Origin of the sequence: Salipiger pentaromativorans (assembly GCF_024721115.1) — a bacterium.
Lineage (GTDB): Bacteria > Pseudomonadota > Alphaproteobacteria > Rhodobacterales > Rhodobacteraceae > Salipiger > Salipiger pentaromativorans.
On sequence record NZ_JAMDHK010000018.1, the window covers coordinates 44,727 to 69,219 of the forward strand.

The 24,493-nt window shown below is 63.2% G+C and carries 22 protein-coding genes; 15 read left to right on the forward strand and 7 right to left on the reverse strand.

Annotated features, from left to right (window positions below; all coding sequences use genetic code 11):
* Window positions 1-40: 40 nt before the first annotated feature.
* Genes M4578_RS21635 through M4578_RS21650 form a run of 4 tightly spaced genes read right to left on the reverse strand, consistent with a single transcriptional unit; the run spans window position 41 to window position 3,760 of the window.
* On the reverse strand, window positions 41-1,183 hold the full coding sequence (locus tag M4578_RS21635; protein WP_027264354.1) for an acyl-CoA dehydrogenase family protein: 1,143 nt from the start codon (window positions 1,181-1,183) through the stop codon (window positions 41-43).
* Window positions 1,180-1,617, reverse strand: a complete 438-nt coding sequence (locus M4578_RS21640; protein ID WP_051372686.1) for a MaoC/PaaZ C-terminal domain-containing protein — start codon at window positions 1,615-1,617, stop codon at window positions 1,180-1,182. The genes M4578_RS21635 and M4578_RS21640 overlap by 4 nt, the downstream gene beginning before the upstream one ends.
* A 59-nt stretch (window positions 1,618-1,676) precedes the next feature.
* The gene (locus M4578_RS21645; RefSeq protein ID WP_027264356.1) at window positions 1,677-2,348 is read right to left on the reverse strand and encodes an acetate--CoA ligase family protein; all 672 of its coding nucleotides are present in this window, start codon (window positions 2,346-2,348) and stop codon (window positions 1,677-1,679) included.
* The gene (locus tag M4578_RS21650; RefSeq protein WP_223228102.1) at window positions 2,345-3,760 is read right to left on the reverse strand and encodes an acetate--CoA ligase family protein; all 1,416 of its coding nucleotides are present in this window, start codon (window positions 3,758-3,760) and stop codon (window positions 2,345-2,347) included. Before M4578_RS21650 ends, M4578_RS21645 begins: the two co-directional genes overlap by 4 nt.
* A gap of 162 nt (window positions 3,761-3,922) precedes the next feature.
* Between M4578_RS21650 and M4578_RS21655 the strand changes: the two genes are divergently transcribed.
* From M4578_RS21655 to M4578_RS21670, 4 genes are all read left to right on the forward strand, one after another.
* The gene (locus M4578_RS21655; RefSeq protein WP_027264358.1) at window positions 3,923-5,131 is read left to right on the forward strand and encodes a CaiB/BaiF CoA transferase family protein; all 1,209 of its coding nucleotides are present in this window, start codon (window positions 3,923-3,925) and stop codon (window positions 5,129-5,131) included.
* 30 nt (window positions 5,132-5,161) lie between these two features.
* The gene (locus tag M4578_RS21660) at window positions 5,162-6,328 is read left to right on the forward strand and encodes an acyl-CoA dehydrogenase family protein (RefSeq protein ID WP_027264359.1); all 1,167 of its coding nucleotides are present in this window, start codon (window positions 5,162-5,164) and stop codon (window positions 6,326-6,328) included.
* 38 nt (window positions 6,329-6,366) lie between these two features.
* A complete protein-coding gene (locus tag M4578_RS21665; RefSeq protein ID WP_036051580.1) occupies window positions 6,367-8,466 on the forward strand; it encodes an acetate--CoA ligase family protein in 2,100 nt (699 codons plus the stop codon).
* Window positions 8,467-8,610: 144 nt separating this feature from the next.
* Window positions 8,611-9,414 (forward strand): IclR family transcriptional regulator, encoded by an 804-nt coding sequence (locus M4578_RS21670; protein WP_027264361.1) that lies wholly within the window; start codon window positions 8,611-8,613, stop codon window positions 9,412-9,414.
* 331 nt (window positions 9,415-9,745) lie between these two features.
* Here M4578_RS21670 and tnpC read toward each other — a convergent pair whose 3' ends face one another.
* From tnpC to tnpA, 3 genes are read right to left on the reverse strand one after another with little or no spacing between them, the layout of a single operon-like run.
* Window positions 9,746-11,302: an IS66 family transposase gene (gene tnpC / locus M4578_RS21675; RefSeq protein WP_027264362.1), complete on the reverse strand. Its 1,557-nt coding sequence runs from the start codon at window positions 11,300-11,302 to the stop codon at window positions 9,746-9,748.
* 54 nt (window positions 11,303-11,356) lie between these two features.
* A complete protein-coding gene (gene tnpB / locus M4578_RS21680) occupies window positions 11,357-11,710 on the reverse strand; it encodes an IS66 family insertion sequence element accessory protein TnpB (protein WP_027264363.1) in 354 nt (117 codons plus the stop codon).
* Window positions 11,704-12,111 carry an IS66-like element accessory protein TnpA gene (tnpA, locus tag M4578_RS21685; RefSeq protein WP_027264364.1) on the reverse strand — a complete coding sequence of 136 codons (408 nt, stop codon included), beginning with the start codon at window positions 12,109-12,111 and terminating at the stop codon, window positions 11,704-11,706. The genes tnpB and tnpA overlap by 7 nt, the downstream gene beginning before the upstream one ends.
* A 312-nt stretch (window positions 12,112-12,423) precedes the next feature.
* Here tnpA and M4578_RS21690 point away from each other — a divergent pair, with 312 nt between their 5' ends.
* The 11 genes from M4578_RS21690 (at window position 12,424) to M4578_RS21740 (ending at window position 24,485) form a co-directional block, all read left to right on the forward strand.
* Window positions 12,424-13,467, forward strand: coding sequence for a TRAP transporter substrate-binding protein (locus M4578_RS21690; protein ID WP_027264365.1), 1,044 nt, complete (start codon window positions 12,424-12,426; stop codon window positions 13,465-13,467).
* Between the two features lie 113 nt (window positions 13,468-13,580).
* The gene (locus M4578_RS21695) at window positions 13,581-14,048 is read left to right on the forward strand and encodes a TRAP transporter small permease (protein ID WP_157815108.1); all 468 of its coding nucleotides are present in this window, start codon (window positions 13,581-13,583) and stop codon (window positions 14,046-14,048) included.
* A 2-nt stretch (window positions 14,049-14,050) separates the two neighbouring features.
* Window positions 14,051-15,340, forward strand: a complete 1,290-nt coding sequence (locus M4578_RS21700; RefSeq protein WP_027264367.1) for a TRAP transporter large permease — start codon at window positions 14,051-14,053, stop codon at window positions 15,338-15,340.
* A 19-nt stretch (window positions 15,341-15,359) separates the two neighbouring features.
* On the forward strand, window positions 15,360-16,109 hold the full coding sequence (locus M4578_RS21705; protein ID WP_027264368.1) for an SDR family NAD(P)-dependent oxidoreductase: 750 nt from the start codon (window positions 15,360-15,362) through the stop codon (window positions 16,107-16,109).
* A 43-nt stretch (window positions 16,110-16,152) separates the two neighbouring features.
* A complete protein-coding gene (locus M4578_RS21710; protein WP_027264369.1) occupies window positions 16,153-17,274 on the forward strand; it encodes an acyl-CoA dehydrogenase family protein in 1,122 nt (373 codons plus the stop codon).
* 10 nt (window positions 17,275-17,284) lie between these two features.
* On the forward strand, window positions 17,285-18,799 hold the full coding sequence (locus M4578_RS21715) for a class I adenylate-forming enzyme family protein (protein ID WP_027264370.1): 1,515 nt from the start codon (window positions 17,285-17,287) through the stop codon (window positions 18,797-18,799).
* On the forward strand, window positions 18,796-19,287 hold the full coding sequence (locus tag M4578_RS21720; protein WP_027264371.1) for a MaoC family dehydratase: 492 nt from the start codon (window positions 18,796-18,798) through the stop codon (window positions 19,285-19,287). Before M4578_RS21715 ends, M4578_RS21720 begins: the two co-directional genes overlap by 4 nt.
* On the forward strand, window positions 19,280-21,391 hold the full coding sequence (locus M4578_RS21725) for an acetate--CoA ligase family protein (protein ID WP_198952314.1): 2,112 nt from the start codon (window positions 19,280-19,282) through the stop codon (window positions 21,389-21,391). Before M4578_RS21720 ends, M4578_RS21725 begins: the two co-directional genes overlap by 8 nt.
* Entirely contained in the window at window positions 21,388-22,206 is an 819-nt protein-coding gene (locus M4578_RS21730; protein ID WP_036051583.1) for a citryl-CoA lyase, read from the forward strand. Before M4578_RS21725 ends, M4578_RS21730 begins: the two co-directional genes overlap by 4 nt.
* Entirely contained in the window at window positions 22,203-23,324 is a 1,122-nt protein-coding gene (locus M4578_RS21735; protein ID WP_027264373.1) for a CaiB/BaiF CoA transferase family protein, read from the forward strand. The genes M4578_RS21730 and M4578_RS21735 overlap by 4 nt, the downstream gene beginning before the upstream one ends.
* Before the next feature lie 6 nt (window positions 23,325-23,330).
* Window positions 23,331-24,485 (forward strand): acyl-CoA dehydrogenase family protein, encoded by a 1,155-nt coding sequence (locus M4578_RS21740; protein ID WP_027264374.1) that lies wholly within the window; start codon window positions 23,331-23,333, stop codon window positions 24,483-24,485.
* Window positions 24,486-24,493: the final 8 nt, after the last annotated feature.

Consider the following 24,493-nt stretch of genomic DNA (forward strand, 5'->3'; position numbering starts at 1 on the left):
TTCTCCTTCTTGTCGGGCTGTCCCGGTGCGCCCCGAACTGTTAGCCCGGGCGCATGGTCTTGGCGATGAGCGTACGCTGAATCTGCGAGGTTCCGCCGCCGATGGTGCTTTGCATCCCTTCGCGGAAATACCGCTCCATATCTGCTTCGGGCAGCATCGAGTGGCCACCCAGGATCTGCATTCCGTTGCGCGTCACCGTCTGCAGCGTCTCGGAGGCATAGAGCTTTGCCATCGAGACCTCTCGCGTGCAGGGCGTCTTGGCTGCGGCCAGGCTGGCGGCGCGATAAACCAACAGCCGGGCGGCATCGACCTGGGTCTGCATGTCGGCCAGCATGTGGCGGATCACCTGAAAGTCGAAGATCGGCTTGTCGAACTGAATCCGTTCGTGGGCGTAGCGCAGAGCATCGTCTACGGCTGTCTGGGCATTGCCCACATAGGCGGCGGCCACGGCCACGCGTTCCAGTTCCAGATGGTCGGTGATGATCTTCCAGCCATCGTTTTCCGTGCCCAGCAGCGCATCGGCCGGCAGTTTCACGTCGTCCACGAAAATCTCGGTGGTGCCGGTTGCGCGGCGCGCCATGGTCGGCAGCTTGCGGATGTCCAGACCTTCGGTGTCATTGGGGATCAGGAAAACCGACAGCCCCTTGTGTTTGGGCGCGTCGGGGTCGGTCCGGGTCAGCATTGCAAGGATTGCGTTATCGGCCGCAGCGCCCGAGCACCACAGTTTCTGCCCGTTGACGACCCAGCCGTTGCCGTCGCGCCGCGCGCGGGTCTTTGTCGATGCCGCATCCGACCCCGCGCCCGGTTCGGAAATCGAGATCGAAAAGCGGATGTCGCCATTGAGGAAGGGCTGGATGTACCGCTCTTTTTGCTCGGGCGTGCCGAATTTCTCGACATTCATCGCGGTGAACGTCGCCACCATCAACCCGGTCGAGAAGTCAAAGCCGTATTTGGCCAACCCTTCGCACATCAGGGCATAATCCATGATGTCACCGCCAAGACCGCCGCTCTCTTCTGAAAACAGGATGCCGAGCCAGCCCTGCTTGGCCACTTTTTCATAGGCTTCGTAGGGGTATTTGCGCTCGCGGTCGCAATTGCGGATATAATCGCGGCCGATCTCTTCGTCGACGAAACGCTCGACGGTGGCGCGCCACATCTCTTGCTCGGGTGTCAGAAAGTTCATGCGCTCTGTCCTTGTGTCTTGTCGTGCGCCGCACGGATTTTGGCCGGTTCTCCGGGGCGATCCAGACGCGACTTGCGGATCAGCAGGCTGAACTCGCAGCGCAGGACCGTTTCGTCCCGCTGGTTGATGCCTTCCAGTTTGCTGGTCACGACGCCGTGCCTTTCGTCATGGTCCTTCAGGTCGATGATTTCGGTGCGGGCCCAAAGGGTGTCGTTGATAAAAGTGGGCCGCAAAAAGCGTAGCTTGTCACAGCCATAGAAAGCGGCCAGCACGGAACTGTCGAAGGGGATCATCGCATTGACGATCGAGAACACGAGGCTGCCCTGCACGAGGCGCTGGCCATACAGAGACGATTTGGCGTGCTCGACGTTGGAGTGAAGTTCCAGCCAGTTCCCGGTCAACATGCAGAAATTGACGACATCGGTTTCGGTCATCGTCCGACCGCTCGAAATGCCGGTCTGGCCAAGTGACAACTCTCCAAAAGGGTGACGTATCACGTTGATTTCTCCTGTCCGTCCGCCTTTGATGACAAAACGATCAAGGCATCGGCGGCGACCAATCCCTTCCCGTCGGCCCGAACCATCACAGGGTTGATTTCAATTTCCGAGATCAGATCGGCGTTCTCGGCAAAGAAAACAGATATGCGTGAAATCAGGTCTGCCAGGGCATCTTTGTCGGCCGGTTCTGCGCCGCGTAGTCCAGTCAGCAACCGCGCCCCCGGACCCGATCGCAGCATGGCCGCGGCAGTTTGCGGGGTGGCGGGCGCAAGCCTGATTTCGGCGGCATCAATCAGTTCTACAAGGATGCCGCCAGGACCGGCCAGAACGATCGGACCAAAGGTGTCGTCGCGTTTGCAGCCGATAATCCATTCGGCCACGGACCCTTCTTCCATTTCCTCGATCAGCGCCGTGCCGCCCGCAAAACGTTCCGCCATTTCCGCGGCGGCCTGTTTCGCCTCGTCGGGGGAAAGACCCAAACGGACGAGCCCGTGATCGGACTTATGCGGATAGTCATCGTGACACAGCTTGGCGACACAGCGCCCGTGGTCGGGGTCACGTCGGGGCACCGGGATTCCAATCCGTTGCAGCAGATCCTTCGCATCGGCCTCGTGGATAACCGTGCGCCCGGCACGCTGCCAGTTTTCCAGCGTTTCTCTTTGGGTCATGCCACTTCTCCTGTCGCGACCGCGAGTGCGGCGAGGCCCGATGCCGCCCGAGCGGGCGAATCATAGACAGGAACGGCTCGTTCGCGCAGCGCCTCGCCCGAGGCATTGCTGCGTGCCGAACCGGTCCAGACGATCAGAATCGGCTTGTCTGTGCTGTCGAACGCCTCGGCCAAGGCCTCGATGAACTGCTGATCTGGCACAAATGTGATAATTGCGATGGCAATATCCACGCCCGGATCGGCGGCAACGGCCTCCAGACAGCGTCCGACATATGTGGGATTCGCCAAAACCACACCGGTCAGATCGACCGGGTTTGTCACCGACCCATAAAAGGGCACATAGCGCGACAGCGCCGTCTGCGTCGTTTCATCCAGCACCGGAACCTCGAAGCCGGCGCTTTCGGCCAAGTCGGTCATTTCGACGCCAAGCCCGCCGGTGACAGAAATGATCCCGACCCTGTTTCCGGCAGGTCGTCGACCCGCGGCGAGCGCCGTCACGGCATCGACGGCGGCGACGGATTCACGGGCGCGGATGACACCGGTTTCGCGAAAGACCGCGCTGATCACCCGGTCGTCCCCGGCCATGGCGCCGGTATGCGACTGGACCGCGCGTGACCCGGCGCGGCTGCGCCCACCCTTGACCGCGACAATATGCTTCCCCGCCTGTGTCAGCCGCTGGGCCGCTTCGGAAAAACGGCGTCCGTCGCGCAGTTCCTCGACGTAGCAAAGAACCACCCGCGTCTGGGGGTCGTTGCCCAGATAATCCAGCAGGTCCGCTGCGGTCAGGTCGGTTTCGTTGCCGCTGGAAACGATGGCGTTGATGCCCACGCCGCGTTCGCCCAGGCGCAACGCCATAAGGCCCGCAAGCGCGCCGGACTGGGAAATCATGGCCACGGGACCAGGCCGAAGATCGTTGAACATCGGGCTGAAGGTCAGTTGCAGGTCCGCCGCGGGGCGCACCACGCCTTCGCAGTTCGGTCCGACCAGTCTGAAGGGCGCGTCTTGCATGATCCGGCGCAAGCGCTCTTCGTTGTCATGCCCTTCTTCCCCGGCTTCGGAAAAGCCCGAGGTGACCCCGACCACGACCTTTACATCGAGCCTGGTGCAGGTCTCCAGAGCGTCCAGCGCGACCCCGACCGGCGTTGCCAGCACAACCACGTCGATCGGGCTGTCAATCTCGTCCAGACTGCGCACAGCCGGAAGGCCTTCGATCTCGCCGCCCGAAGGGTTCACGGGGATAATCGTGCCGCTGTAACCGTTGCTCTTCAGCAGGGCCATGACGGCCTGCCCCAACTTGCCCTTGGTGCGGGACGCGCCGACCACCGCAATGGTGCGAGGGTCGAACAACCCGTCCAGTGCGTCGGCTACCGTGGGCCGGCATGCCGTCATTCGATTCGTGTTTGGCTCTGCCATTCTTTCCTCCGTCAAGTGAAAAAACATCGGCTCGTTTCGGCGATCTAACGGTTGTTCGATTGTTCTCGCAATGGATTCTAGTTCCGAGCAGAATGAGGCTTTCAGAGCCGCAAACTAGGGCTTGACGTCGGAAAATTCGCAGAACGAGGCAGACACGTGAAAATGGAAAATGGGCCACTGAGCGATGTCAGGGTGATTGAACTGGGGCATGTGATCGCAGCACCGATGTGCGGCGCATTGCTGTCCGATTTTGGCGCCGACGTGGTCAAGATCGAGCGTCCGGGGCAGGGTGACATGCTGCGGGTACTGAGCGCGCGGGCCAGTGATGGCGTTGGCGCCTGGTGGAAGACCCTGGCACGAAACAAGCGTCTGATGGCGCTGGATTGGAAGAGTGAAGACGGCCGCGCCATTCTGCGCCGGCTGGTCGAAAACGCCCATGTGCTTATCGAGAACTTTCGACCCGGTGTTCTGGAACGGGCAGGGTTGGCCCCAGAGGTCCTGCATGAGTGGAACCCCGATCTGGTGATCGTGCGGATCTCGGGCTATGGCCAGACGGGGCCGCGCGCCTCGTGGCCGGGTTTCGGTCGGGCCGGCGAGGCCATGAGCGGACTGGCGCACATCACCGGCTTTGCCGACAACGCGCCGATGCACCCCGGCTTTCCCGCTGCGGATTCGACCACAGGCCTGATGGCGGCCTACGGCGCGATGATGGCGCTGCATGCGGTGCAGAACGGCCGCGCCCGGGGGCAAGTGGTGGACCTGGCTATTTTCGAGCCGCTGTTGCGCCTGATCGACTATCACGTTCCGACGCGAACCGGCGCGGGGCTGCCGGTTGACCGAAACGGGCTCCAGGCGCCCAATTCCTACGCCCCGGCGGGGGTGTTTCGCGCCCGCGACGGGAAATGGGTCACAATCAGCGCAGGCAGTGCCGCGACCGGGCGGCGGCTTCTGGAAGCCGCGGGCGGAAAGGAATGGGCGGAACAGCCGCAATTCCAAAGCCTCGATGGCTTCGCGGAGCACATGGACGAGATTGTGGACCGTCTCGGCGCATTTGTGGCACAGCATGACGCGCAGAAGGCGATTGACATCTTCCAGGCCCACGATGCCGTGGCTGCGATGGTCTATGACGTCGATGACATCCTGGCCGATCCGCAGATCGCCGCGCGAAGGGACATTGTTGGGGTGGAGGGCGACGACACCAAGGTCGTCGGACCCGTGCCAAAGCTGGACAAGACGCCGGGACGGCTGCGCTGGCTTGGGCGCCGCGAACTGGGTGCTGACACCCGGGCGATTTTACAAGAGCTCGCGTACGACACCGGGCAAATCGACACCCTAATCGAACAAGGCACTGTGGCCGAACCGGGCCGCTGAGCCGGGTCTGCAAGACGTGAGGAGAAAATCATGACCTATCAGATGACATCCGAACAGCAGGGAATCCGCGATGCGATCCTGCGGATCTGCGAAGAATTCGACGACGAATTCTGGCTGACACGCGATCGCGTAGGCGGTTTCCCGCGAGAGCTGCATCAAAAGCTGGCCCGCGATGGCTGGCTGGGGATTGCAATCCCCGAAGAGTACGGAGGTGCCGGTCTTGGCATCGTCGATGCCGCGATCATGATGCAGGCCATTGCGGAATCCGGCGGCGGCAACAGCGCCGCATCGGCGATTCACATGAATATCTTCGGTCTGAACCCAGTCGTGAAATTCGGCACCGATGACCAGAAAAAGAAATACCTTCCGCCTTTGGTGGCAGGCGATGAACGTGCGTGTTTCGGGGTGACCGAGCCGACAACCGGTCTGGACACCACCAAACTGAAAACACGCGCCGTGCGACAGGGTGACCGATATGTGGTGCACGGCCAGAAGGTCTGGATTTCAACCGCCCAGGAGGCCGACAAGATCCTGTTGCTGGCGCGCACGACCCCGCTTGAGGACGTCAAGAAACCGACAGAAGGATTAAGCCTTTTTTACACCGATCTGGACCGATCTTTCGTCACCGTGCGCGAGATCGAAAAGATGGGCCGCAAATGTGTCGACTCGAACGAACTGTTCATCGACGGGCTTCCGATCCCCGCCGGGGATCTGATCGGCGAAGAAGGCCAGGGCTTTCGTCAGATCCTGCACGGGCTGAACCCCGAACGGGTTCTAATTGCCGCTGAAGCAGTCGGAATCGGGCGGAATGCGCTTCGGCGCGCCGCGGATTACGCCAATGAGCGCGTCGTTTTTGGCAGACCAATCGGTCAGAATCAGGGTGTACAGCACCCCCTGGCCGCCAGCTGGGCGGAACTGGAGGCGGCCAACCTGATGGCGATGCACGCCGGCGCGCTCTACGACGCGGGCAAGCCCTGCGGAAATGAAGCCAACGCAGGAAAATATCTGGCCGCCGAAGCGGCGGTGAAGGCGACACAGACCGCGCAGCTGACCTTCGGGGGGTTCGGATACGCCAAGGAATACCATGTCGAGCGTCTTGTTCGCGAGGCCATCCTGTTCCGCATCGCGCCGGTCACCCCGCAGCTGGTGCTTTCGTTTATCGCGGAACATGCCCTCGGCCTGCCAAAATCCTACTAGTTACGAACATCAAAGGAAGTCCCATGCGAATTCATGGAATGGATGCCATTTTCAACCCTCGCTCGGTAGCGGTGATTGGCGCCTCAAGCGATCCCAAGCGCATCGGCGGAAGGCCGGTGGATTTTCTCAAGCGGCACGGTTTCGACGGCCCGATCCTGCCTATCAACCCGAAATCGCCAGAGGTGCAGGGCCTGACGGCGTATCCGTCGATCTCGGAGGCACCCACGACACCGGACCTGGCCGTGATCGCGCTGCCCGCGCCGCTGGCCGTTCAGGCGGTCGAACAGTGCGCGGCCCAAGGTGTGCGGGGGGCGGTGATCTTCAGTTCGGGGTTCTCGGAGGTCGATGCCGACGGGGCCGCCCTTCAGGCGCGCATGGTCGACATCGCGCGCGAGGGCGGCATGCGGCTTGTGGGGCCGAACTGCCTTGGCATCGCGAATGTGCGCCACAACCTCTATGCGACATTCACGCCCGGGGTCGAAAAACACCTGCCAAAACCCGGCGGCGTGTCGATCGTCAGTCAAAGCGGCGCGTTCGGCTCGTATTGCATGACGCTCGTTCGAATGCGCGGACTTGGGGTCAATATCTGGGCGACGACGGGCAATTCCTGCGATGTCGATTTTGCCGATGCCGTGGCCTATTGCGCGCAGGATGACGATACCCGCGTCATCATGGGATATCTCGAAGGGGCAACCGATCGCGACAGGCTGGTCGAGGCACTTGAGCTGGCGCGGGCCCGGGGAAAGCCGGTGGTCATGATGAAGGTCGGGCGCAGCGCGGTCGGAGCAGAGGCCGCGCAGTCGCATACCGCCTCATTGGCTGGGGCAGACGCGGTTTATGACGCGGCGTTCCGGCAGTACGGCGTTTACCGGGCGCAATCGGTCGATGAAATGTTCGATGTGACTTATGCCTGTGCCGAATCCGCGTCGATGATGCAGGGCGACCGGCTGGGCCTTGTGACAGTCTCGGGCGGGGTCGGGGTGCTGATGGCCGACGAAGCCGAAAAGCTGAAACTGGACGTGCCTGCGCTTCCCGATCATGCACAGAAAAAGCTGAAAGAGGTGCTGCCATTTGCCGGTGTCCGAAACCCGGTCGATGTGACGGCGCAGCTGGTCAACCAGATCGATCTTCTGGAAACCAACATGGATGTGTTGTTTGGTGACGGCGAGATCGATGGGGCCATCATCTTCATGTCGACGGTCGGACTTGTCGCCGACCTGAACGAAGCCATTCGGCGCGGACTGGAGCGCATTCGCGAGAAATATCCCGATCGGCCAATGCTGTTCTGTTCGCTGACAGAGCCAGAGGGGCGCGCCGCGTACGAAAAGTCGGGGTTCATCGTGTTCGAGGAACCGACCCGTGCAGTCCGGGCGATGGCCGCATTGCGCTATTTTGCCCGTTCCTTCGCGCGGGCAGGCGAAAAGGACCCGATACCCGAACTCTCCAACCTGTCGCCGTTGCCGGACGGAATTGTGAACGAGATCGAGGCCAAGGCCCTGCTTGCAGAGGCCGGAATCGGGATCGTGCGCGAAACCCTGGCCACCACCCCCGAAGCGGCAGCTCAGGCAGCGCAAGAAATGGGATTCCCGGTCGTGCTGAAGATTGCCTCGCCCGACATCTTGCACAAATCCGACATCGGGGGCGTCGCGCTTGATCTGCGTTCGGCCGAAGATGTCCGCTCTGCCGGGGCACGAATCTTGGAATTGGCGTCCGAGAAGATGCCCGGTGCGCGGATCGACGGGCTGGTCGTGGCGGAACAGGCAGCACCTGGACTGGAGGCTATACTCGGCGTGACCCAGGACCCGGCTTTCGGCCCGGTGGTCATGTTCGGTCTGGGCGGGGTGTTTGTCGAGGCCCTCGAAGACGTGTCTTTCCGCGTCGCACCATTCGGACCTGTCGAAGCGCGCCGTATGATTGACGAAATCCGCAGCCGCAAACTGCTGGACGCATTCCGGGGCGCGCCCGAACGCGACATCGACGCCCTCGCCGGCGCCCTTGCCCGACTGTCTGCTTTTGCCGCCCATCACGGGGCCGCGCTTGAGACCATTGATGTCAATCCATTGATCGTCGGAGCAAGCGGGCAGGGAGCCGTCGCCGCTGACGGTGTGATCATACCCGCCAATCGAGGAGGCCACTGACAACCGAACCCGAAATCTTTCCTGATCCCCAAGCCGCTTGCGGCGTGCCCCCGGCAGTTTTCTAACAGTTGACAGAATTTACAAGCGCGGCCATCCTTCCGTATGGAACGCTGTGCATATAACTGCACACGAAGGGAGGAGATCATGGAAACCGCGCATCAGACTTCAGCAAGAACAGGCGGCGATCAAATTGTGAAATCGGTGGCGCGCACCTGTCAGACTTTGGTGTATTTCGATGAAGTTCAGCGACCGCTTTCGGTCGTGGAAGTGTCCAAGGAACTGGGGTACCCGCAGTCAAGTACCTCGGCGCTGCTCAAAAGCTTGGTGAAGCTTGGATTTCTGACCCACGATGCCCGAAAGAAGAGTTATTTTCCCACCGAGCGCGTTCCGCTTTTAGGGTCGTGGATGAATCCAGATCTGTTCGGCGAAGGCACCATCCACCGGCTGCTCAAGGCAATTTCGGAACGCACACGGCATGTGGTGGTTCTGGCAACCAAGAATGGGGACGAAGCCGAGTACGTGCAAGTTGTCCGCCCGAAAGATTCGCCGATCCACCACATATCGCTCGGGACACGTCGTCCGCTGGGTAACTCAGGTGTCGGGCGCGTTCTGATGAGTCGTTTCAGTGACGACGAAGTGCGCAGTCTGTTCCGCAGGATCAACGCCTATCGCGCGCCCGACAAACCGGCAGTGGATGTGAAAGCTTTCGTGGCCTCGTTGGCAGAAACCCGTGCCAAGGGCTATTACCTCTCAACCGATCAGGTGGTTCAAGGGAGCGGCTTGATTTCCATGCCGTTTCCTAACCATCTGAACTCGCGGCTTTTCGCTGTCGGGGTTGGCGCTCCAACTGATGTTATCTTGAGATCCGAAAAAGAGATCGTAGGGATCATGCACGAAGAAATCGTTCGAAATCTGAAGAAGATGGGTCAACAGTCCCTGACCGCCTGACCGCCTGGATCAGCCAGCGCCGTAAAAAATGGCCCGGCTTGACGAAGACGGGACTTGGGGGGCGCGGACGAAACGCGCCACTTGCCAATGTCAGGGTCCGTTTTCAGGCGGCGGAAATAGCCTCTTCGCGTCAGGCTCAAGGTTGAGCCTGACCGGCGGGGCGTCGTTAGCACCGGCATCCCCGAAGGCCGGGCGGTGTAGGATGCGCTGCCCAGAGCAGTGCGACCACGGTTTCGGCCCGCCCCAAGAATACCGGCTTGAAGAGAGGCGCCGCGAAAGAGGCCGACCATCATCGTGTTGATCGTAAGCGGCGTCTACGCCCCACCGGAGTTCAGCTCGACGGCTTGAAGTTCCAGGGTAGCAACTCGTCGATCCGGTTCGCGGGATGCCCTGCCGCGATCGCCTCGAGCGTCGCCTTGAGATAGACAAAGGGTACGATTTCGTTGATCTTTGCTGTGGCGATGAGCGAGGCGATGCGGCCCCAGGTCCGACCACCTTCGTCGTGGCCGGCGAAGAGTGCGTTCTTCCGCGTCAGGGCGATCGGCCTGATGAGATTCTCCACGGCATTGGAGTCGATCTCGACGCGTCCGTCCTGCAGGAAGGTCTGTAGCCCGTCCCACTGCCGGTGGATATAGGCGAGTTTCTCTCCGAGGCGGGACTTGGCGGAGATCCGGCGGCGCTGGCTCTGCAACCATTCGCCGAACTGGGCCACCAGCGGCGCGGTGCGTGTCTGTCTCGCCGACAGGCGCTGTCCCGGTCCCATGCCGCGGATCTCGGTTTCGATCCGGTAGAACTCGGCGATCCGGCGCAGCCCCTCGGCGGCGATCTCCGATCCATCACGGTCGAAGACTTCCTTCAGCTTCCGGCGGGCATGTGCCCAGCAGTGCGCAACCGTGATCGGCGCGCCGCCCTTGCGCGAGGGGCGCGTCAGCCGATCGTAGCCGGGATAGCCGTCCAGCTGCAGGATGCCGTCGAAGCCCTGCAGGATCTGCTCCGCGTTCACGCCGGCGCGGCTCGGGCGGTAAGTGAAGACCACGCCGGGCGGGTCATCGCCGCCCCAGCCCCGATCATCTCGGGCCAGCGCCCAGAGGAAGCCAGTCTTCGTCCTGCCTCGCCCGGGCTCCAGAACCGGCGCCGTCGTTTCGTCCATGAAGAGTTTGCCCGAGCCCTTCAGGTGCTCGGCGAGCCGGTCGACCACCGGGGCAAGGTGGAAGGCCGCGGTGCCGACCCAATCGGCGGGCGTGCTGCGCCGAAGGTCGATCCCGGAACGCGCGAGGATCTGGCTCTGGCGATAGAGAGGCAAATGGTCGGCGAACTTGGCGACGAGCACATACGCAATGGCGCCCTCGGTCGGCAGCCCGCCCTCGATCAGGAAGGCAGGGGCTGGCGCCTGGGTGACCCCTTCGGCGTAGGCACGGCAGGCATACTTGGGTCGAACCGTCACGATGACGCGGAGCTGGGCCGGCACGATGTCCAGCCGCTCGCTGCGGTCCTCGCCGATCCGGTGCATCGTGCCGCAGCCGCAGGGACACTCCAGGCTGGCCGGCTCGATCATCTGCTCGATCCGGGGGAGGCTCTCAGGCAGATTGCCCCGATTGCGGCGGGCGACCTTGGATCGCCGCGGACCGGACGAGGCCGTGGCGTCTTCATCCTGCTGGGCCTCTGCCTCGACGACGGCAGTTTCCAGATCTTCGAAGGCCAGCTGCCGCTCGTCCTCACTCAGTTTCTCGGACCTTTTGCCATGCACGACCTGGTTCAGTTCGGCGACGAGGTGCTCGAGGCGCTTGTTGGCTTCCCTGAGTGCATCACGCTCGCGCAGGACGGCCAGAACAGCGTCACGCTGGTCTTCCGGAATGGCCGACAGGTCGAGGGATAGGGCGCTGGACATGGCGGCATCATATCCCGCTCCTGCGTTTGTCAGGCCGGCTTTCCCCGCCCTGAGTCACTCTGCCACAGCGGGGGCGCGCGTCTCCAGAGACCGCACCCGCCGCCAGTCCAGCCCGGCGAACAGCGCCTCGAACTGGGCGCGATTCAGGGTCATCGCACCATCCCGGATCGCGGGCCAGGTGAAGGTGCTCTCCTCCAGCCGTTTGTAGGCCATGACGAGACCGCTGCCGTCCCAGAACAGGATCTTCATCCGGTCTGCGCGCTTCGCCCGAAAGATAAAGACCGTCCCGGTGAACGGATCTTCGGTCAAGGTCGACTGCACCAAGGCTGCCAGTCCATCATGCCCCTTGCGGAAGTCTACCGGCTTCGTCGCCACCAGGATGCGGACCCCTTGAGACGGCATCAGCATGCAGGCGCTTCCAGAGTGCGCACGATCGCGGCGATCTGACCTGCCGACGTGTCAGAAGACAGCTCGATCCGGGTTGTTCCCTTGACGATCCGGATCACCTGCTGGGGCTTCGCGTCGGAAAGCTCGGGCGTCTCAGTCGGATCGCAAATGACCAGAGGCGCGAAGACCGGCTCTCCGAGTTCCGCCGGAGGAAGAACCAGCTGGCCCTGCTTTGCCAGACGCCGCCAAGCCGAGAGCTGGTTTGGGCGGATGTCATATCGCTCGGCAATCGCATTCACGGTCGCTCCCGGCTCCAAAGTCTCTGCCACAGCGCGAGCCTTCACGTCGTCCGGCCAGCGCCGATGACCTGACCCGTAGATCTCGACGCCCAGAGATCTGAGAAACGAATTTGTCGCGCACATTGCGAAACACACTCCCCATCATGAGATGGATATCACCTCGCAGTGCCGGAGCTCATCTACAACGTGGGGCGCAGCCGCCGCTTACTGTTGATCGGCAGGCCACGGAATCCTTTCTTTCGGCCGTGAAAGCGCTGGAGATTCCCACCCACGATTGGCGTTCGATCTTCTCTGTTGCGTCGCCGCGGATTCAGTTCGCGTATTCGCATATATGTGTGATCTCGCGACAGTTGCGCTCCCGGCCACCCATAAACATTGACCGGTTCACCGCACCATGGTGCGCTGATCGACAACGCCACAGGGAGGAAGACTGCCATGACAAGAAACACAAAACTCGATCGGTTTGCCGCAGGGGCGGCGCTGGTGATCGCGGTCGGAACGATGCCGCAAATTGCGGCGGCCGAAGTGACACTCAAGGTTGCAGATACCTTTCCGCCCGGCCACTACATCGTCGAGACCGGCACCACCTACTGGATGGACCGCGTAACCGAGCTGACCGATGGCGAGGTCAAGTTTCAGTATTTCGGTGCCGGTCAGTTGGGTTCGCTGCGCGATATGTTCTCGATGGTGCAGACAGGCGTGGTGGACATCGGCTATGTTCCGCCGGCCTATAACGGGGGCACGATGCCGCTGGCGGGCGTGCACACGCTTCCTGGCCTTTTCTCGCAGAGCGTTGTCGGGACGCCCGCTTTTTTTGAAACGGTGACGTCGGATCCGATCCTGCAAAACGACTTCCTGGCCAACGGGATGCGCCCAGTCTGGGGTGTAATGACCTCGACCTACAACCTGTTCACCCGCGACCAGGATGTTAGCGGCATTGATGACATCAAAGGGCTGAAACTGAAAACCATTGCCGGGAACATGGCGGAGTCGGTCAAGGCCCTAGGGGGCGCGCCGGTTGATATTCCCAGCCCGGAAACCTATCAGGCCATCCGCACCGGCACCGTCGACGGCACGATCTTTCCCACCACCAGCATCTATTCCTACAAGCTGGACGAGGTAATCGATACCGCCGTTCTGGGTCTGGATGTTTTTGTGTATTGGGCGCCCTACGCGATCCGCGAGGAGGTCTGGCAGGATCTGTCGCCAGAGCATCAACAGGCCATTCAACAGGCGTCGCAGGAGGCGATGCAGCGAGTTGCCGAAGAAACCGACCGATCGGCCGCCGAGCTTGAGGACAAGATGCGGGACAGCGGTATCGAGGTCATCGTTCTGGATGAAGCGCAGCGCGAAAAGGTCAAATCGGCCACAGCGCCGGTGTTCGATGCCTGGGTCTCTGGTCTGCAAGAGCGCGGACTGCCTGCGGGCGAAGTGCTGGAGATGTTTCGTGCGAACATCGAAAAGCACCAGACGCAGTAAGGCGCGCAACCGTGTCCCGTCACGATCTTGATCCCCGAGAGGACGCCGTGCCGTCGCCGAGAGTTGGATTGCACGGTCCTCTGGGCCGAGCGATGGACCGGGTGGATACCGGGATGAACTGGCTGTCGCGCGCTGCGATGATGGTCATGCTGGTGCTGATCCTCATACAGGTCTTTACGCGCTATATCCTGAATGACCCGATCGAAGGGGTCATTGGCGCTACAGAGCTATATCTGATGCCCATCATCGTGTTCGGAAGCCTGAGCTATCTGGAAATGTATGATGGCCACGTGCGAGTGGGGATAGTGTTTGATGCTCTGCCCGAAGGGCTGCGGGCCGGTTTCAATGTCGTCTTGCGATTGGCAGCGGCCGCGTTTTTTGCGCTGATCTGTTACGGTGCCTCGCGCGAGGCGCTTAAGGCGTGGGACTTCGGATATCGCACATCCGGCGACATCGACGCGCCTCTCGTCACCACGCTTGTGATTGCGCCGATTGGCTGCGTGCTGATCGTTCTGCGCCTTCTCGTAAATGCGGCGGGTGACGTTCAGCACCTTCGCGGCGCTTCGGATCGGATTGGCTGAGTATGGAATTTCTTGCACCTGTGTCGCTATTGCTGGCGGGGCTTCTCGTCGTCGGGATGCCGATAGGCTTCGCGATGGGCATCGCCGGCACCGTCGGCCTGTATCTGATCGGCGGGCTCAATCTGGCGCTCGGCATCCTGTCGGTGGCCCCGTATCGCAACACCGCCTCTTGGCTGTTGACCGCCATTCCCTTGTTCATCTTGATGGCCGAGATCCTGTCGGCCAGTCGGATTTCGTCGGACATGTTCCGCGCCGCCAACAGGTGGGTGGGCCATTTGCCCGGCGGACTGGCCGTGGCCACGGTCTTTACCAGCGCAGGCTTCGGGGCGGTTTCGGGCTCGTCCACCGCGGCGACGGCCACGATGGCGCGCACCGTCGCGCCCGAGGCTGAGAAATATGGCTATGACCGCGGCATGATCGTAGGCACGGTTGCGGCCGCCGGGACGTTGTCGATCATGATCCCGCCTTCGGTTGTGCTGATGGTTTACGGTATCATCACCGAAACCTCGATCGGCGGGCTGTTCATTGCCGGCATTCTGCCGGGTCTCATTACCGCGCTCAGCTTTGCCGGGATCACGATGGTCTGGGCGACGCTGAACCGCGATCTGGCGCCACCAGTGCAAAGCCATGGGTGGCGTGAGCGCTTCGCGTCACTGCGCGACATCTGGCCGGTGGTTCTGCTGTTCGTCTTTGTCGTGGCCGGGATTTATTCTGGCGCTGTCACCGTGACCGAAGCCGCCGCGGTCGGCTGCTTTGGCGCGATCATGATTGCCGCCGTGTTGCTCAGACGTATGGGCTGGCGCGAATTCATGGGGGCGCTCGAACGTACAACGCGCCCGACTGCAATGATCTTCACCATTATTATCGGGGCGCACATTTTCGGCTATTTTGTCACCCTGACCATGGCACCGCAGGCGCTGGTTTCGTACGTGCAAGGGCTTGAGATCGGGCCGGGCGTGGTGATTTTAATCCTGATCCTGATCTACATCCTGCTGGGCTGCGTGATGGATCAGCTGGCGATCCTGATCCTGACCATGCCGATCGTCTTTCCAATGGTCATGGAGCTTGGCTATTCGCCGATCTGGTTCGGCATCCTGGTGACCAAAACGGTCGAAATCGGGCTGATTACCCCCCCAATCGGAATGAACGTTTTCGTCGCCAGCTCGATCACCGGCGTACCTCTTAAACGGGTCTTTGTCGGGGTGCTGCCTTTCGTGCTGGCCGAGTTCGCGGTCTTGGCCCTGATCGCATTCTTTCCCGAGATCGTAACCGTGTTCTCGGGCGAATACTGACAACCTGAAGGAGCGTAACTTGGAACTGGGACTAAAGGACAAGGTGGCTATCGTCACCGGATCGGGTCGCGGGATCGGCGCAGTGACCGCCCGCGCGCTGGCCGAAGAGGGGGCGAAGGTGGTGATCACCGATATCGACCCCGAAACCACAGAAGCCACCCGCGCCGCTCTTGAGGCCGACGGATACGACGCGATCGGCGTGGTCTGCGATGTCACGAACGAGGCACAGGTCGAAGCCCTCGTCTCGCGCACGATCGAAGCATTTGGCGCCGTCCACATCCTGGTCAACAATGCCGGATTTCCGCGCGACAACTACATCACCAAGATGCCCGAACAGGACTGGGACGCTGTTGTGGGCGTGATCCTGAAGGGTGCCTATACCTGCTCGCGCGCCGTGGTGCCGTACTTCATGGAACAGAAGTGGGGCCGGGTGATCAACATCTCCTCTCGCGCCTATCTCGGCAATCCGGGACAGACCAACTATGCCGCCGCCAAGGCCGGCATCATCGGCTTCACCCGGGCGCTGGGGATGGAACAGGGGCGCTTCAATGTCACCGTAAATGCCATCGCGCCGGGGTTCATCGCCACCGAGATGATCGAGGCGCTTCCAAACTACGACCGGATAAAGTCGCGCGCTCTGGCAATGAATACCGTGCAGCGCCTTGGCAACGAACGCGACATCGCCAACGGCGTGGTGTTCCTCGCCTCGGATGCGGCGGAATACATCTCGGGCGAGACGCTTCACATCACCGGGGGGCGATATGGCTAAACATGTCCCGGCCTCCGCCTGTGTCGAGGATCAAGAGACGCGGATGCTGCGAGACAGCATCCGGGGCTTCATGGCGCGCGAGCTGACCGAAGAGCGCATCTCGCAATGCGAGGCGACGGGCGATCTGCCCTGGGCGATAATGGGCGAGCTACGCCAGTTCGGCTATCTTGGCGGGCTTCTCTCGGAAGAGGCCGGTGGCTACGGCCTCAGCTATCGCACCTGGGCGATGATGATGGAGGAAGCAGGATACCGCTGGCTTTCACTCCGGGTTCTGCTCAACACCGTGAACATCGTGATCGCACTGTTCCACCACCTGGGCGATGCGCGCCAGAAGGAAAAGTGGCTGAAACCCGTCATGGCTGGCCAGATGCCGGTCTGGGTGGGGATCACCGAACCCGACCACGGCTCTGATGTTGCCTCGGTGCAGACCCGCGCCGAGGACAAGGGCGACCACTGGCTGATCAATGGCGGCAAGCTGTGGACGACGAACGGCGTCAACGGCCGGGTCGGAATCCTGGTGGCACGGACATTCACGGAAGGCTGTGATGGCGATCTGAGTCTGTTCATCGTGGACCTCGAGGAGACCGATTTCGAAGCTTCGCGGGTGGGCACGATGTTCATCAAGGCCACCGCGACATCGCAGCTGGCCTTTCAAGACGCAAAGGTGCCAAAGGAAAACCTGTTGGGTCCTGCGGGAAAGGGCCTCAAGGCGATCCTTACGGGGTTGAATTATGGCCGGCTCAACGTGGCGGCGGGCGCGGTGGGCGCGGCGCAGCGGTCGTTGGACCTGTCCACCGATTACGTCAAGACGCGCAAGCAGTTCGGCAACGTGATCGGAAGCTATCAGCTGGTGCAGAAGCTGATCGTCGACATGACCATCCGCACCGAAGCGGCGCGCGCGTTGACTGACCGTGCCGCCCAAGCGCTGGACGCGGGTCTGCCTGGGCGCAAGGAATGCTCGATTGCCAAGCTCTATGCCAGCGAGGCGGCGCATGAGGTGGCCTCGATGGCGCTGCAGGCGCACGGCGGGCTGGGCTATTCGACCGACTACCCCGTCGAACGGTTGTTCCGCGACACGCGCGGCGGGCTGATCCCCGAAGGCACATCGGAAATCCAGACATTGATCATAGGGCGCGAGGTTCTCGGGATCTCGGCCTTCACCTGAGGAGGCGGCCATGCCGATGACCTTTCTCCAGGCCCTGAGGTTGAACGCGCGGCGGTTCCCCACGAAACCCTCGGTGGTGTTCGAGGGGAGGAGCCAGACCTATACGGATTTCCTTGACCGGGTGGAACGGATGATGACGGTGCTGGCGCGGCGCGGCATCGGACCGGGCGACAAGGTGGCGGTGATCTCGGAAAATCATCCCGATTTCCTTGCCGCCTATGTGGCGGTGACGGGGCTAGGCGCAATTCCCGCACCGATCAACTATCGCATCGCGCCCGAAGTCATGGCCGATGTGGTTGCCCGCTCGGACAGCAAAACCCTGCTGCTGGGCGATGCGGCGCTGGATCATGCCGATCTGTTCCGGACCGTGGTGGACGACATCGTCACCATCGGCGACGGGGCCCCGCAAGGACTGCCGCGCCTGTCGGACCTTCTGGCAGACACACCGCCCGATCCGCCGCAAGGGCAGGACGGCACCACGATCATGCTGCACACGTCGGGGACCACCGGCAAGCCCAAGGGCGCGCTGCGCAGTCTCTTCGGCATGGAGGAACGCGCCATCGAGCAGCGTTTCCGCCCCGACGACCGGGCGCTGTCGGCGCTGCCGATCTGCCTGTCGGCCGGCTGCACCTATACGCTGCTGCCGCTTTATCTGGGTGCCAGCGTCTATCTGATGCGCCGCTTCGACGGGGCCGCCGCGCTACGGCTGATCGAAGACGAGCGGCTGACCGCCACCATGCTGCTGCCCGCCATGCTCCAGCGGATGGTCGAGGCCGAGGGGTTCGCGAGCGCCGATCTGTCGTCGCTGGGGACTTTGCAATCTGGCGGCGGCGAGATGTATCTCGACCTCAAGCGTGCCGCGCTCGACAAGTTCGGCGATGCGCTGATGATCTATGCCGCCTCCAGCGAAGCAGGACCCTATGCCAACCTGACCGCTCGGGATCTGCGCCGCAACCTTGCGGGCAACTGCGTCGGCCGCCCCTTCTTCGGGGTGGAACTCAAACTGCTGGACGACGATGGAAACGAGGTGCCGCAGGGCGAGGTCGGCGAGATCTGCACCCGCAGCGAAAGCCGCTACGACGGGTATTACAAGGATGAGGCGCTGACCGCTGAAACCCGGCGCGGCGACTATCTGACCGTGGGCGATCTGGGCCGGATCGACGACGAAGGGCTGCTCTGGTTCACGGGTCGCAAGCGCGACATCATCAAGAGCGGCGGCATCAATGTCTACGCCCCCGAGATCGAGGAGGCGCTGGCCGGCCACCCGGCGATTGCCGAGGCGCATTGCATCGGCCTGCCCGATCCGCACTGGACCGAGGCGATCTGCGCAGTGATCGTGCCCGCGCCGGGCGCGCAGCTGACAGCGGCCGATGTGATCGCCCATGCCGAAACCCGGCTTGACCGATACAAGCGCCCGCGGCGCGTGGTCTTTATGACGGCGGTGCCGCGCAACCTGACCGGCCGCGTTCTCAAGGCTGAACTGAAAGAGGCAGTGCTAGCGCTGCCAGAGGAGGAAACCCAATGACACGGCCCGATCTTTCGGCCCTCAAGGGCCAGCAACTCTACTGGGAGGACCTGAACGAAGGCGACCAGTTCGATAGCCCCACCCGTACCATCACCGAGGCCGACGTGGCTAATTTCGCCTGCCTGTCAGGCGACTTCAACCGGCTGCACGTCGATGCCGAATATGCCGCCGATTCGGCCTTTGGCCAGCGTATCGCGCACGGGCTTCTGGTGGTGTCGGTGATGTCCGGGCTGACCACGCGGATGCTGATGAACACGTTCCTGGAACCCTCGCTTCTGGGGTTGCTCGACATGCAGTGCAGCTTTCCCAACCCCACCTTCATCGGCGACACGATTGGCGTGCGCGTTACCGTAGCCGAGAAGCGCGAGACTTCGAAACCCGAACGCGGCATCCTGTCGTTCCGGCGCGAGGTCATCAACCAGCGTGGCGAAACCGTGGTGGAAGGGGTCTGGAAACTGCTCGTCCGGCGGGCGCCGCAAGGTGGCTGAGCCGGTGGTCGCCCGCGACTTTCCCGATCTTTCGCGGCTCTTGTCGCCACGCAGCGTGGCGATCCTGGGCGCCAGTGAAAGGCCCCGTAGCGTGGGCAGCGACACCTTGCTGAACCTTGCCGAGCATTCCGACTTCGATGGGCAGATCTTTCCGGTCAACCCCGGGCGTGAAAGGGTGCATGGTTTGCGCGCCTATTCTGCAATGTCGGCCTTGCCTGGCCCCGTCGATGTGGCGGTGGTGTGCCTTCCAGCCGATGCGGTGGTGGGCGCCTTGCGCGATTGCGCGGCAGCAGGAACGGGGTTTGCGGTGGTCTTCACCTCTGGCTTTGGCGAAACCGGGGATGAGGGCCGTGCCGTCGAAGCCGAGATGGCTGAAATCGCCCGGCAAAGCGGGATGCGCATCTACGGGCCGAACTCGCCAGGGCTGAGCAACATCAACCGCCGCCTTGGGCTGACCTTTTCACCGGTATTCAAGAACGACACGCTGGGCGGCGGCATTGGGCTTGTCACCCAGGGCGGCGGACTTGGCCGCGCCTTCATCCAGGCAAGCGAACGGGGTATCGGCGTTGGCCTGTGGTGCTCTACCGGCAACGAAGCCGACCTGACCATGGCCGATGTCGTGTACCACATGGTGGGCGATCCCGACATAAAGGTAATCGCCCTTCTCGCCGAAGGCTTCCGCGACGGGCCGCGCTTTCTGGCAGCTGCCCGCGCCGCTGCTCGCGCCGGCAAGCCGGTGGTGGCGATGAAGGTGGGCAAGTCGGACTATGGCGTTGCTGCCACCCGTTCGCACACCGCCGCGCTTGCCGGATCGGCGGCGGTCACCTCGGCACTGTTTCGCCAGCATGGCATCGTCGAGGTGGAGGATCTGGACGAATTGATCGATACGGTGGCGCTGTTCGAGCGCGTCGGCATCGCCCCGCGGCGGGGGATCTGCGTCTATTCCTTCTCGGGTGGCACAGCGGCGCTGGCCGCCGATATGGTGGGCAGCGCCGGGCTGATCCTGTCCGAACTGGCCCCCGGCACCCGCGCGGGGTTGCGTGCGCTGGCCCCGTCTTATGCGGCGGTCGATAACCCGGTGGACCTGACCACCCAGGTCTTCACCCAAGACAAGCTCAACCGCGATTGCCTGTCGCTGGTGGCGCGGGACCCGGCCACCGATGTTGTGCTTCTGCCGATTCCCGCCGACTACGGCCCGATCACCGACCGGTCCGCCGACGACATGGTCGCGCTGGCGCCGGACAGCCCGGCTCTGCTCCTGCCGGTCTGGATGAGCGGGCATCGCGCCGCTGGCTATGCCACGCTGAACGCGGCAGGGCTGGCGCCTTTTCGCAGCCTCGGCAAGGCAGTGACGGCGTTGAAGCGGCTGATCTGGCGCGGCGACTGGAGCCCCTCGGGGACCTCCACGCTTGCTCTACCCGCATTTCCGCCCGGCGAGCTTGACGAGGCTGCCGCCAAGGCGGTGCTGGCCGACCTGGGTCTGACCGTGCCCGAAGGACGGGTCGTGACCAGTGCCAGACAGGCAGGCGAGGCGGCGCGCGGGATCGGCTTTCCGGTGGTGCTCAAGGCGCTGGTGCCCGGTCTTCTGCACAAGACCGAAGCCGGGGCCGTGGCCGTCGGGCTGATGGATGAGCAGGCGCTGGCGGCGGCCTGGGGCGCGATGATGACATCGCTTTCAGCACAGGGGCACAGGCTGGAGCGCGCTCTGGTTGAGCGCATGGAACAGGGGCCGGGCGTCGAGGTGATGGCGGGACTGCACCGCGATCCGGTGTTCGGCCCGGTGGTGAGCTTCGGCCTCGGCGGCGTGATGGTCGAGGCGCTTTCTGACGTCACGCACCGCGCCGCGCCCTTTGGGCGGGACGAGGCGCTGGCGATGATCGACGAGATCCGCGGACGCGCACTGCTGGGTCCGCTGCGCGGCCGCCCCGGCGCCGATCTGGGCGCGCTGGCCGATCTTCTCGTGATCCTGGCCGCCCTGGGTGCGCGCGGCGACATCGCGGAGATGGATCTCAATCCGGTGCGCGCCGGTCCGGCGGGTGCGACGGTGCTTGACGCGGTGATCCTGCGCGCTCCGACCGAGATAGAAGGAAAGGCAAGGCAATGACGGTAAAGACGGACATCGGTTTCACCACCCGCGACCGCATCTATGTGCGCGGGCGCGATCTGGCCGATGAGATCCTGGGCAAGATGGATTTCGTCGACATGATCTATTTCACCGCCACGGGGAAAGAGCCGGATGCCCGCACCCGCGCGATGACCAACGCGATCATCGTCACCGCCACCGATCACGGCCTTACCCCCAGCGCCATCGCCGCGCGGATGACCATTCTCGGCGCGCCGGAATCGCTTCAGGGTGCGGTGGCCGCGGGCTTGCTGGGCGCGGGGAACCATTTTCTCGGCACCATGCAGAACGCCGCGGCCTTTACCCGCGACGAGATCGGCGAGCTGTCCGACAGCGACGACGACGCAGCCTATGCCGCCCGCGCGCAAGAGGCCGTGCGCGCCTTTCGCGCGGCGCGCCGGATCGTGCCAGGCCTCGGTCATCCGATCCATGTCGACGGCGACCCCCGCACGCCGGTCCTGCGCCGGATCGCCGGCGAGAATGGGTTCGACGGGCGGCACTGGCGCTTCATGGCGGCCGTCGAGGCCGCCGCCCGCGAGGAATATGGACGTCTGCTGCCCATCAACGCCGCCGGCGCGGTCGGGGCCACCGTTTCGGACATGGGGCTTGCCCCGATCTGGGCGCGGGCCTTCGCCCTGATTGGCCGATCCGCCGGGCTTCTGGCGCATCTGATGGAAGAGCTCGAAAATCCGCAGGGTCAGAAGATCTGGGACATGATCCTGGAACAGGACGACTCGGCGGAATGCGCCGGGATTGCCGACCCGGACCGCGCAGACAGCACAGGAGAGCAAAAATGACCGGCACTGCACCGCTTTCGGGGCTTCGCGTTCTCGATCTGACCGAGCTTCTGCCTGGGCCCTATGCAACGCAGCAACTGGCCGAGATGGGGGCCGAGGTCATCAAGGTCGAACGTCCTGCGGGCGACGCCGCGCGCGCCATGTTCCCCGGCCTCTTTGCCGCCGTGAACCGCGGCAAGAAAAGCATCGCCCTGAACCTAAAGGATGACACAGACCGCGCGGCTTTCCTGCGGCTGGCCAAACGGGCGGACGTCGTGATCGAGGGTTATCGCCCGGGCGTGACCGCGCGGCTGGGCATCGACTATGAGACGCTTTCGGCGCTCAATCCCGGCCTCGTCTACTGTTCGGTCAGCGGCTATGGTCAGACCGGGCCGGCGCGCGACTGGCCGGGGCATGATCTGAACTACGCGGCGATGGCGGGCGCGGTGGCGATCTCGGGCGCGCCCGACGGACCGCCTGAATACACGACGGGCGTGCCGATCGGGGATCTCTCGGCAGCCATGTATGCCATCATCACCATTCTTGCTGCGTTGCACGGACGCGACGCCACGGGGCGGGGCCAGTATCTGGACGTGGCGATCACCGACGCGCTGGCCAGCTGGGTCGCCCCGCGCTACGGTGTGTGGGACGCCGGACGCCAGGCCGGGCGCGAGATCACAAAGGCCGATATCCTGCGCCGCGCCGCCTATGGTATCTTCGCGACCGCCGACGGTAAATACATCACCATCGGCGCGATCGAGACGCATTTCTTCCGCCGCCTGATCCGTGCCACCGGGATGACGGGCTTCGACGATCCTGCGCTTGACGACTTCGCCGCACGCACCGACCGCACGGATGATATCCGCGCCGCCCTGACCCCGCTGATCGCCGCGCGTCCCTATGCGCATTGGGCGGAGATCTTCGAGGCCGAGGATGTTCCCTTCGCCCCGGTCAACGGGCTGGAGGATCTGGCCCGGGACCCGCAGCTCAAGGCGCGCGGGATGGTGCGCTCAGCCGGCGCGGCCCAGGTGATGGCCTTCCCGGTGCCGATGGCTGGGATGAGTGATCCGGCGGGCCACGTCCCGGCAGTGGGCGAGCATCAGGCCGAAATTCTGGACCAAGCCGAAAAGCTGGAGTGAGGACCGATGCAGTTTGAGCTGGACGACTGGCAGGAAACGGCGCGGCGCAGCTTCCGCAAATACCTTGACGCCGAGGTGGCGCCCCTGGTCGAGGCGCACGAGGATGCCCACCGTCCGCCGCCGCCCGAAGTGTTGCAGAAGATGGGCGAGTTCGGCCTGCTGGGCGGTCTTTTGCCAGAGGCGCAAGGCGGTGCCGGGCTTGATTATCTGACATATTGCGCGCTGCTGTGCGAGCTGTCTCAGGTATGGCCGTCGCTGCGCAGCATCGTCAGCACGTCGAACCTTGTCCTGATGATCGTCGCGCAGCATGGAACGCCGGAGCAACAGGCAAGGTGGCTGGGCGATCTGGTTTCGGGTCGCAAGACAGCCTTTTTTGCGCTGACCGAGCCGAACGTCGGCTCGGACGCCAGCAACGTGGAAACACGGGCCCGGCGCGACGGTGATGGCTGGCGGCTGAACGGACGCAAACTGTATATCTCCAACGGGACCGGGGCCGATCTCGGGGTGGTTTTCGCGCGGTCGGGCGACGGCGAACGCGCGGAGGTATCGGCCTTCGTGGTCGAGGCGGGAACAGCAGGGTTTTCAACCCGAGAGGTCCGCAGCATGGGCATGAATTCATGCCCGCTAGGCGAGCTGCTGTTTGAGGACGTATTGCTGCCCGCAGACCACCTGATCGGCGCCGAGGGCGAGGCGTTCGCCATCGCCAAGCATTATCTGAACGTGGGGCGCTGTTTCGTTTCTTTCACCTGCCTGGGCCTGTCAATTGCCGCCTATGAGGCGGCGCTGCGATATGCGGGCGCGCGAGAACAGTTCGGACGCAAGATCGGCGGGTTTCAACTGGTCCAGCAGATGATCGCAGATATGTTGACTGGCGTGGAAACCTCGCGGTTGCTGGCGTGCCGGGCCGCTGACGCGCTGGATCGCGGGGCACCGGATCGCGGCCGGGCCTGTTCCATGGCCAAGCGTCACAACTCCGATACGGCTCTGCGGGTTTGCGAGACTGCCCTGCAAGTGCACGGCGGGGCCGGATACACCCGTGATTTCCCCGTCGAGCGCTATTATCGCGATGTGCGACATCTCACGATCGCTGAAGGCACCAACCAGCTTCAGGCGCTGCTTCTGGCACAGGGGGCCCTGGGCATCTCGGCGCTACGGGGCTGATCGGTCCG